A 10370-nucleotide genomic window follows, 5' to 3' on the forward strand; every position below is an offset into this window, starting at 1 on the left:
AGGTTTTCATATGCTACGGGTCTACCCATAATTATCTTGTCCTTTCAAAGTAGTTCCTTGCTACTTCTACATACAGCGCGCGGGCCTTATGAACTTCTTCAAGTTCAACATACTCATTTGATCTGTGTGCCATCGATGGGCTTCCGGGACCCAGTATTATTGTCTCAATCCCCTGCGATGCAGTGAAGGCGCCATCAGTAAAATAGGTCATCGTGAGCTCTTCTGCGTTCATAGCCTTCTTTTGAAGCACTTCTTTAACGGATTCTGTAAGATTGCCGGAAGAGCAGAAAGACTCCCTGCTGAGTAATACGATTCGCTCTGATTGATTGTATTTGCTTAGAACGCGATCCACCAGAGAGACAACTTCTGAAGAATCGGTGTTCCCTTCAAAACGAATATCGATAACACATTCGGCCTCGTCAGGAACGGTATTTTCTTTTGATCCGCCTCGAATCATGTTTAAACTCTCCGTAAGTCCTTCGATTCTACCGAGTTCATGGGAGAGCTCAGTGTAGCAACTGAAAAGCCTCGTAACGGCGTTGATTCCGCTTTGCGGTTGCGAACCGTGCGCTGACCTGCCTTTGAATTTCAGTTTAAGCCAGAGCGCCCCCTTTTCACCGGTCGCTAGTCTCAAGGAGGTAGGCTCCCCAATGATTACGCCTGAAACGTCAAAGGGTTGATGCTCGAGAAAATGGCGTATCCCGGAGCAGCCGACTTCTTCATCACACGTCGCGACGAGCGCAACATTCCCAGAGAAATCGCTGTCTTCAGAAAGATCTATTAAAGCGACAGTAAGGGCACTTAATCCACCCTTCATGTCTGTCGAGCCCCTGGCAAACAACTTACCGTCCACAAGTTTAGGCCTAAAGGGATCCGAGTCCCAGTTTGATCCAGCCGGGACTACGTCCATGTGACCTGACAGGAGAAGGTAAGGTAAGGCCGGGTCTCTTTGAAGTCTTGCGACAACATTTGAACGATTCTCTGCGACTTTCTGTATCTCAATATCAACGTCCCTGTCGACAAGCACTCTCTGGAGAATCTCAACGGCTCGATCTTCGTTGCCAGGAGGATTTGTTGTATTTGTGCTGCAAAGATCTAGCAGAAGCTTTTCAAGTTCCTTATCGCTCAATTTCATAATTTGATTCCCACATTCCAGATCGAGTAATCGTCCTGTCCCTGAACCTCTGCTTTTGTCAGTTCACCGTTTGCAATCCTTAATACAAGATCGAACAACTTCCTTCCGCTCTCTTCCAGAGTCTCCTCCCCATAGATGATCGCGCTGCAGTCGAAGTCGATATTGTCACTCATCTTTTTTGCGGTCTGACGGTTTCCAGTAATCTTTATGACCGGGGCTATCGCGTGGCCGGTAGGGGTCCCCTGCCCTGTTGTGAAGAGCACGACTGTTGCTCCGCCCGCCACCATACCAGTAACGGATTCAACGTCATATCCTGGAGTGTCCATAAGATAAAGACCGGGTTCAGCATCAACTGTCTCACCATACTCTTTTACATCAACAATGGGGACTTTACCTCCCTTTATCATGGCTCCGAGAGACTTTTCTTCGAGAGTAGTCAAACCTCCCCTGACATTTCCGGGAGAGATGTTGTTAGGAACGTTCTCTTTGTCAACTACATCACGACCATTCTTGAGACTTTCGTCAATCATTCTCTGGAGCATTTTGGTGAACCGCTGCTTCATGGATTCATCAGACATTCTTTCGAAGAGCAAGTGCTCCGCGCCTACAAGTTCAGTGGTTTCAGATAGTATTACCCTTCCTTTCTTTTCAGCCAAAATGTCGGCGACCTGGCCTACCACAGGATTGGCGGAAAGACCTGATGAGAAGTCAGACCCCCCGCACTCCATTCCCAGTATGAGCGATGACAGTGGGAGTTCCTTGCGTTCGATTCTTGAAGCTTCCTTCACCATATCCTTTACAATCGCTATTCCTCTTTCTATTGCTTCAACGGTTCCATAATCTTGGATCATGATTAGCTCGGCAGGTTTGCCATGGTCTTGAATTATGTCTCTAAGCTCGTGAGGAGAGACTCTCTCACATCCTAGTCCGACTACGAGAACGGCGGCTATGTTCGGGTTCAGAGCAGTATTTATCAATGCCCTTCTGGTCTGTTTGAAATCGTCGCCAAGTTGTGCGCAGCCTTGGTTATGGCTTGCCACAACCGATCCGGGAACTGCGGACGAAATTCTTCTTGCAACATTTGCCGAGCAGAGAACACTTGGCAGAACTAAAACGTGGTTCCTGACCCCTGTACTTCCATCACTTCTTAGGTACCCCTTGAAAGTCTCCATGGTTTCGGCTTAAGCCCGTTCACCTACCTCTTTGATCTCGGTTCTTTCACTAGCAACATTATGGATGTGAACATGCTGGCCAGTAGCTATATCTGAAGTTGCTACACCTATTTTGTTGTCGTATTTGATTATTCTCTCTTTCTTTCTGATGTCTCTAACGGCTACTTTGTGTCCGGAAGGAATTTCTTCCTTTGCAACTATCGTTTCCACTTGAGAGGTGCCCTTCACCTGGATCTCTTCGCCTTTAGCGACTGTCTCAAGCACCGTGGCGACATTGTCATTAACAGATAGCATGATGGCCTGTTTCATCGTTAATCCTCCAATTCAACAAAGCTTCCTCTAGCAGCATATTCAACGTTGTTTGATCCTAGAATAGAACAAATCATACCCATTGAATGTATCAAATGAGTTTCCAGTGCGTTCGAGGCCTTTTCCAGGTCTCCCTCGAGAATTCCTTGAGCGATATTGAAGTGTTCCTCCATTTCGCAGATAATCCAATCCTTCTGTTGTTCAAGAAGATAGTACTTTATAACGTTACGCATTCTCGTAATAAGAATCGAAATTTTGGACATCATTTCAATCAGGTATTCATTGTTGCAGTTGCTCAAAATCTCTCTGTGCAACCTATAATCTATGTCATATGGGACGTTATTCTTTGTTTCTTCCGGTTCCGCAAGATGTTTCCGCATTCTCACTATTAGGTTAGATATCGTTTCCCTATCGATGCGAAAAATCGATTCACTCAACGCAAGCTTCTCCAGCACAAGTCTTATTGGGAAAAGCTTCCTCACATCCTCTTCAAGAATCTCCTTAACGTAGAAACTCTTTGCAATTCCAGGTGCTACCAAACCGTCTTCCTTTAGTCTGTGGAGAGCCCCCCTAACTGGAGTTGAAGAAACTCCGTAGATTCTCTTCAGACGCTCTATCGTAAGCCTCGAACCTGGGGGAATTTCCAGCTCTACTATGCTGTTTCTGATCGATCTGTAAAGTTGGTATTGGATTCCATGAAAATGGTTTGTGTCTGCCGATCTATTCAAAGCGATCCCTCCTTGAGAAGAGACAACTCTCTCAAAAAGATTCTGGTCTCATTCAGGGTTTCAATCTGATCTTCATCGCAGAAGACCTCTACACTGAAGTTTCTTCTGTACCCGGATTGTGTCAACAAGTTAAGGAATTTGTGAAAATCTATTGTTCCCTGCCCAAGAGGTTTGTGATTGGAATCGGCAAGGTGAACGTGTTTCACTAATCCAATATTCGAGCTCACAAATAAAGGATCCGCCTCTTCATCAAAATGGTCCGAATCGACGAGAATACCATAACTGCTAAGCCCTCTCGTCTCGAAGAAATCGGTGGCTTCTTGACAGTTGTTCAGAATCGGGCAGACCACCTTCCGGAGAGGTTCAATTAAAACTGAAAGCCCTTCGAGTTCATTCTTAACGAAAGTATCGATCTCTGTAAGAGACTCGGCCAGCCGGTCGAGGGACTTCTGAAGGCCGTCCGACCATATAACACCTCTCAGTCTTCCGATATTTAGATCTACGCCCAGTTCATAAGCCTTTCTCGCCGCAGACTTGAATGAATCGACAGCTCTTCTTCTCTCATTGATATCGATATGATTCAGATAGAGACCGGCCGTTCCTGCCATTTCCCCGGTGCAGAGAAATATGCATTTTGCGGAGTGCTCCCTCTCTAGACGTTTGACCTTCTCTATGTCTACTTTGCCTGGATCGGCAATCATAAGTTCAAAGGATCTGAACCCGGCTTCGACCAACGCCGGAATCGTTTCTTCAAGCCTCCCCGTCAGGCCGGTAACCTTTGCGCCGGCCGGAATATCGTCATTGGCTACCATAAAACTCACTGCCATAAAGCTCACCTCATCCCGCTGCGCTGACAATTGCCATAGAAAGAGACGCCATTTTCGCAAATTCGTCGTCGCTTCTCGAAGTGAGAACGACTGGGAATCCCGTTCCTAGAAGCAGTCCGGCAGTTCTCGATTTGCCCAGATGGACAAGTCCCTTTATAAGATTTGCCGCCGATTCGAGATTTGAACAGACTAGAATATCGGCATCCCCTCCCACTTCCGACTGGATCCCCTTATTTAGGGCCGCCTCCTTTTTCAGAGCCGTATCGAGAGGCATTGGCCCGTCCACAAGACATTCTCCAAACTCACCCCTCTCGGCCATTTTCGAAAGTGCGGCCGCTTCAATGAGATCTCTATTAGTTACCGATATTCTCTCGTTGATACCAATCACTGCAATCTTAGGACACTTCAGGCCTATCGTTCTCGCAAAACCTGCCGCGTTTCGAAGTATCTCAGCTTTTTCTCTCAGATCAGGAGCTACGTTTACCGTTCCATCCGTTATGAAGAGTAGTTTTGGGTGCTCTGGAATCTCCATACAGGATATATGGCTTATCAACCTACCGGCAGTCTTTACATTTTCGCTCCTGAATAAAGTTCTTAGAAACACCGCCGTATTAATGTTTCCCTTCATCAAGACGGCTGGCGTTTCCCCATTTACCGAGGCTGCCGCTCGTGATGCGTTTTCCTCTTCCGTCTCACCTTCAACTATTTCAACCTCCTTCAAGAATTCTGCTGGTGTAATCTCGCTTATCTTTTCAAAACTACCGTACATAGTCACTTCGATGTTGCTGTTCGATTCGGCGATCGACCTTAATGCTTCAACGATTGATTTATCATGTGGTTGAACGCAGAGTATCCTTATTTTTTTGTCTAGATCTTTTACTTTATGCATAAAAACGGAAAGGGAACTAATCATCTCTTTCACCTCAGTAATCCAGAGCATCTTCAGATCCGTTAATGATTCTATAGACTCCTTCAGCGAGGCTTTCCATCTCGTATTCGCCAGGGAAGAGAAGAACTCTGAATCCCTTGAGTTTGGAAAGAAGCCTCTCCCTTACGTAATCACATTTCACCACGCCACCTGTCAAGGCAAGAGCATCTGGAAATCCATCAAAAACTGCTAGAAGGCTGTAAGAATACTTGGCGATATTATAGATATATGCTTCTAGAGGGGCGCTGTCGATTTCTTCTTTCATTACCCTTCTTGCTATACTTTCGACGTCGCGCATTCCGTAGTGAGAGAATAGTCCTCCCCGGTGAGTTAGGTAGTCCAGATAGTCATCCCTCTCTCGAGCAAACTCCGCCAGTTCATGGGAGGGTAATGCGCCGGCTCTTTCCACAGAAAAGGGTCCCTCTTTATCGCTATTATAGAGATCGACCATCCTCCCATTCGAATGAGCGCTCACCGAGGATCCACCTCCAAGATGAGCAACTATAAGCTTGGCATCTTCATAATTCTTGCCCAGTTTTGTCGCTGCTTTTCTCGCAACAGCCTTCATGTTCAGCGCGTGCGAAAGTGAATTTCTTCTTATTTCGTTTATTCCCGTGTATCTCGCCCACTCGGCCAGTTCATCAACACTTATCGGGTCAACGGTGAACGCTGGATTCCAAACTCCTCGGCCATTTCTGATGCTATGACTACTGCTGTGTTTGCCGGGTGTATTCCCTGGAGTCCGCGCCTGGCATCATCAACCATCTCTTTATTAACCCTATATACGCCTGACTCGAGAGGTTTCAGCCGACCGCCCCGTGCTGCGACGGCGGCTAAATCGGAAGGTCTCACCCCGTTTAAATCAAGTTCCTTTACAATCTGTCGCTTCCTTATTGTATACTGATCGGGAAAGAGAGGAAGATCAAGCATGTCGTCATCAAGTGGAATAGTCTTTTTGAATACTTCTTCAGTATCCCTGAAGACCGCAACCTTGGTTGATGTGGACCCCGGATTTATTACAAGAATCAGGCTCATTTCATGAAGTCTCCCACTATCCTCTTGAATTCATCGATCTCAAGAACCGTGTTTCTAATACGGCCTTCTTTTCGAACGATTTCCGTCAGCTCTTCAATTTGGTCTTCACTTGCCTCTATTCCAAGTCTCTTCAGCCAGTATTTTATGCTTGCCTGGCCGCTGAAGGCACCAAGTTTGACCTGTATTTCTCCCATACCGACCAACGAAGGCAGGTACGGAGTCATTGCTGCATTTATTCCCGCTTCATTCAACTTGTCTATTGCATCGACTACAATGCCTGATTCAACCCAGAAAAGGCGCTTGCCTACGACGGGTTTGTTGTTTGCGACCTGAATTTTCGAGATATCCTCAACCAGTCTTGAAGTGTAGCCGATTTTCGAGAGATCAATACCGGTATCTATGCCCATTAGCAGCTTAAGACCGGCAGCCACTTCCTCGGTGGCCACGTTTCCGGTTCTTTCGCCAAGTCCGTTTATTGAGCTATGAATGCCCGATACGCCGGCTCTTACGGCGGCAAAGACAGATCCCATTGCAAGGCCAAATTCGTTGTGTACGTGGAATTCAAAGGGAATATCGGGAATAGCCTTTCTCAGTTCAGTGAAGATGAACTCGATAGCGAACGGTGAAGCGACACCAAAACTATCTACGAAGACCATGCTTTCTGGCTTCGCCTGCTTCGCCACTTCTGTGAATATCTTCAGAACGTAGTCGAGTGAAGATCTTGTCGCATCCCATCCCATGAAAGTAGGCTTCATGCCCTGTTCCTTTGCGTAAAGTATTGCCGAAACTACTCTGTCCACGAGCTTTTCGGGGGAGACTCCATACACGAGTTCATTGTCATAAGGATTCACTGCGTGCTCAATAACCACCCGGGTAGCACCACAATCAAGAGACTCATCTATGTCCTTTTTCAAAGACCTTGCAAAGGGAACAATCTCTGAGTCAAGCTTCATATCGACTAGCCTTCTTATTGCTCTCTTGTTCTCATCCGATATAATCGGCATTCCCACCTCTATGGATTTGACACCTAGATCGTTAAGTGCAACCCCTATTCTTACCCTCTGATCCTCGTTCCATGTAAGGCCACAGGTTTGTTCACCGTCTCTGAGAGTGACATCGTGTATGTAGATACTGTCTTTTGCGTCTTTTCCCCTTATTTTGTTTTCGTAGTTTAGCGGGCAGACCCAACGGGAATCGTCGAAGTAAGGCGTCCCGTTTAGTTTCATGTACTCAAGGTCTTTTGGTTTCATGATATACCTCCTCAGTAGTTATTTCTGGCAGCACGAGTGAGTTCTGAAGGACAGAAACACTCTTGCCGGGACAAATCAATCGGTCAACTACAGATTGAATATCTGAATTTACTCGTAATCCTAGCTCATCAAATTCCTCAGCAAACTTTGTGTCGCTGACAATGTGAACCTTCTTCTTTTGCAGTACTTTTCTTACGGCGTAAGCCGCTACATAAGCGAGTGGATCTTCGGTAGTTATCATATCGAGTTTCTCTAGAATTTCATTTGCCTCAAGTTTCAAGAGAGACGCGAAAAGGGGGTGGTCTCCAAAACCCTCGTCAAGTGAAGAAACCATAACGATATCCCCACCATCTTTGGTAATCAAGTCCGACGTGTACAGAGCCTTGCCGCATTGCCAGAAATCAGTTACAGAAGGAAAGGAAGAAATGACCGTAACATCTGTCCTTTCGCGATACTGCCGAAGAAGCTTCTTTCTAGCGAGCTCTACCCCTTTTCTTAGGGCTAGCACGTGGTTCCCCGCAACGGTCCCGGCAGTTGATCCGTTAATATCGTAGTAGAAATTTATAATGAAATCAAGCCCCACTCGACTTCCGGTTTCGTCTATCAGCTCTCTGAATTCATTTTCAAATACTCCCACGTCTGCCTTGCTTTTCAATATTGCCATTCTGTGAGATTTGAAGACACTTTCATATGAGGCGACTCCCGGAAGGACTATCTTTGCCCCTCCCGACCAACCGGAGAATCTGTGAGGAACAATGGAACCAATTCCAACTGTGAGGTCGGCCTCTATGGCTTCATTTACTTGAATCGGTACCTCAAGAAACTCCCCGAAATCTTTCATCTTGGCAGTCTCTTCGGCTTTATGCTGAACGATCCTTGTATCTGAAGAGAAAACTCCGAACTTTTCTTGAAGCTCTTCGGGTTTCATCTGCCTGTGGGTTCCGGTAGCGACAAGGAGAGAAACTTTGTCCCACGAAATTCCGCGGCTTTCGAAGAGTTTTCTTAGAAGGTGCAGAGTTTCCAGTACGGGTGAATGCCTCGTGTGGTCTTCCACAATAAACACGATACTTTTTGCTGACTCCGCGAGACTAATAAGTGGAGCAGTGCCGATCGGCATTGAAATCGATTCGGTCAAGGAGCTTCCGGCTTCAGCCGGCTCAGCGGAAATCGCGGGAAGTATTACTTGACCCGCGGGCACTTCCAACCTGACTCTTCTCCCTTCTCTATAATCTAAAGAAAACTCCATCTTACTTGCCACCAAAGTACATTTCGCGGATTCGCTCGTCGCTTTTCACTTCGTCAACCGAGCCTTCAAGTTTTATTTGACCTTGAGAGACTATGTAGACTCTGTCGCTCATTGGAAGTGAAAGCTTTGCGTTCTGTTCGACTATCAGCATCGTAAGGCCAGTATCCTTGACAAATTTCTTCAGGGTCTCGAATATTCTTTTGACGATTACCGGCGCGAGACCCATGGATGGTTCGTCGATCATCATAATTACCGGATCGGACACGATCGCTCTTCCTATAGCAAGCATTTGCTGCTCACCTCCGGAAAGAGTACCTGCCATCTGGTTCTTTCTAGATTTGAGCTCGGAAAAGAGTTCATAAACTCTCTCAATGTTTGGACGAGCCTTAGAAAGCCCGATTCTGGTGGCGGCGACTTCGAGGTTCTCTTGCACGGAGAGCTCCGCGAAAACCTGTCTTCCTTCCGGAACGTGAATAACTCCAAGTCTAGTAATCTTGTGGGGCGCAAGATGCTGGATCTCCTCGCCGTTCAGTAGAATTTTGCTGCCGGGTTCAGAACTCACCAGTCCAGAGATGCTCTTCAAGAGAGTTGTCTTTCCCGCTCCGTTTGGGCCTAGCACGGAAACAACTTCTCCTTTCATCACCTTAATAGATACTCTTCTGAGAGCAGGAACTTCATTATAGGAGACGGATAGGTCTCTCGTTTCAAGCAAAGTCATAATTAATCCTCCCCCAGATAAGCTTTGAGAACAAGCGGATCTTTTTCTATAACATCAAACGTACCTTTGGCGATTATCTGGCCAAAGTTCAGAACATATACCCAGTCAGCCACAGCCTTGATGAAGTCCATAGTATGTTCCACGAGCAGAGTCGTTATACCTTTCTCTTTGAGAATCATCATCAGGTTCATTATCACTTTGAACTCATCTCTAGTCATTCCTGCAGCAGGCTCGTCGAGGAAGATCAACTGAGGTTCCAGAGCTAAAGCTCTTGCAATCTCTAGACAACGCCGTAATCCATATGCCATGCCCTTCGGGGAATCATAAGCATTATCCTCAAGACCCACGAGCTTCAAAAGTTCCATGGCCTTTTCTCTGTTCTCTTTTTCTTCCTTTCTGAAACTCGGAGTTCCTAGAACTACGCTCAAAGGGCCGGATTTGTAGAAAGACTTTCTGGCAACAAGTACGTTCTCAATCACTGAGAGATTCTCGAAGAGTCGAATCTTCTGGAAGGTTCTCGCAATACCCAACCTGCTAATCCTGTTTACTTCCATCCCCGTTATGTCCTGATCCTTGAAATATACCTTTCCACTTGTGATAGGGTGTACTCCCGTTACAACATTAATGAACGTTGTTTTGCCAGAGCCGTTGGGACCGATTAAAGCTGTGATCTCGCCTTCGGGAATCCCTATTGACAGATCATTGTTAGCCACAACTCCTCCGAATCTCTTGGTCATATTTTCGGTTCTGAGAATGTCCATTTTCACCCCACCTTACAACGTCTTTGTGTTGTTTCTCTTTATCCTGAAAACCTTTCTGAATAAGCTTTCTAGGATAGGGCCAAGTCCCATAGGCATAAATATTACGATGACAATCACTATTAGAGAAGTGACCATTAGATAGTAATTCTCCCAGCCTCCAAATCTCAGGAACTCTGGAAGAAGCGTAAGACCTATTCCGCCAACAACTCCACCACTCATGTGTCTAAGACCGCCCACGACGGCCATGGCGACGAAATTTGA

The 10370-nt window shown here is 46.3% G+C and carries 12 protein-coding genes and 1 pseudogene; all 13 read right to left on the minus strand.

Features of this window, described 5'->3' with window-relative positions; genetic code table 11:
- Positions 1-31: 31 nt before the first annotated feature.
- Entirely contained in the window at positions 32-1135 is a 1104-nt protein-coding gene (locus BG32_RS09115; protein ID WP_099772963.1) for a M20 family metallopeptidase, read from the minus strand.
- Entirely contained in the window at positions 1132-2307 is a 1176-nt protein-coding gene (locus BG32_RS09120; protein ID WP_099772962.1) for a UxaA family hydrolase, read from the minus strand. Before BG32_RS09120 ends, BG32_RS09115 begins: the two co-directional genes overlap by 4 nt.
- A 9-nt stretch (positions 2308-2316) precedes the next feature.
- On the minus strand, positions 2317-2616 hold the full coding sequence (locus tag BG32_RS09125) for a UxaA family hydrolase (RefSeq protein ID WP_121526717.1): 300 nt from the start codon (positions 2614-2616) through the stop codon (positions 2317-2319).
- Between the two features lie 2 nt (positions 2617-2618).
- Positions 2619-3344 (minus strand): GntR family transcriptional regulator, encoded by a 726-nt coding sequence (locus BG32_RS09130; protein ID WP_099772960.1) that lies wholly within the window; start codon positions 3342-3344, stop codon positions 2619-2621.
- On the minus strand, positions 3341-4171 hold the full coding sequence (locus BG32_RS09135; RefSeq protein WP_121526718.1) for a sugar phosphate isomerase/epimerase family protein: 831 nt from the start codon (positions 4169-4171) through the stop codon (positions 3341-3343). Before BG32_RS09135 ends, BG32_RS09130 begins: the two co-directional genes overlap by 4 nt.
- Before the next feature lie 10 nt (positions 4172-4181).
- Complete coding sequence (locus BG32_RS09140; protein ID WP_121526719.1) at positions 4182-5084, minus strand: phosphate acyltransferase; 903 nt, start codon at positions 5082-5084, stop codon at positions 4182-4184.
- Positions 5085-5094: 10 nt separating this feature from the next.
- Positions 5095-5799, minus strand: coding sequence for a butyrate kinase (locus tag BG32_RS16550; protein WP_310793883.1), 705 nt, complete (start codon positions 5797-5799; stop codon positions 5095-5097).
- On the minus strand, positions 5748-6134 hold the full coding sequence (locus tag BG32_RS16555; RefSeq protein WP_259459642.1) for a hypothetical protein: 387 nt from the start codon (positions 6132-6134) through the stop codon (positions 5748-5750). Before BG32_RS16555 ends, BG32_RS16550 begins: the two co-directional genes overlap by 52 nt.
- Positions 6131-7384 carry a LeuA family protein gene (locus BG32_RS09150; RefSeq protein ID WP_121526720.1) on the minus strand — a complete coding sequence of 418 codons (1254 nt, stop codon included), beginning with the start codon at positions 7382-7384 and terminating at the stop codon, positions 6131-6133. Before BG32_RS09150 ends, BG32_RS16555 begins: the two co-directional genes overlap by 4 nt.
- On the minus strand, positions 7365-8630 hold the full coding sequence (locus BG32_RS09155; protein WP_121526721.1) for a lactate racemase domain-containing protein: 1266 nt from the start codon (positions 8628-8630) through the stop codon (positions 7365-7367). Before BG32_RS09155 ends, BG32_RS09150 begins: the two co-directional genes overlap by 20 nt.
- Position 8631: 1 nt before the next feature.
- On the minus strand, positions 8632-9348 hold the full coding sequence (locus BG32_RS09160) for an ABC transporter ATP-binding protein (protein ID WP_099772955.1): 717 nt from the start codon (positions 9346-9348) through the stop codon (positions 8632-8634).
- Positions 9349-9350: 2 nt separating this feature from the next.
- Positions 9351-10109, minus strand: a complete 759-nt coding sequence (locus BG32_RS09165) for an ABC transporter ATP-binding protein (protein ID WP_121526722.1) — start codon at positions 10107-10109, stop codon at positions 9351-9353.
- A gap of 12 nt (positions 10110-10121) precedes the next feature.
- A pseudogene (locus BG32_RS09170) lies at positions 10122-10370 on the minus strand (branched-chain amino acid ABC transporter permease); the annotation flags it as partial.

This window comes from Mesotoga sp. HF07.pep.5.2.highcov, from assembly GCF_003666285.1.
Classification (GTDB): Bacteria; Thermotogota; Thermotogae; order Petrotogales; family Kosmotogaceae; genus Mesotoga; species Mesotoga prima.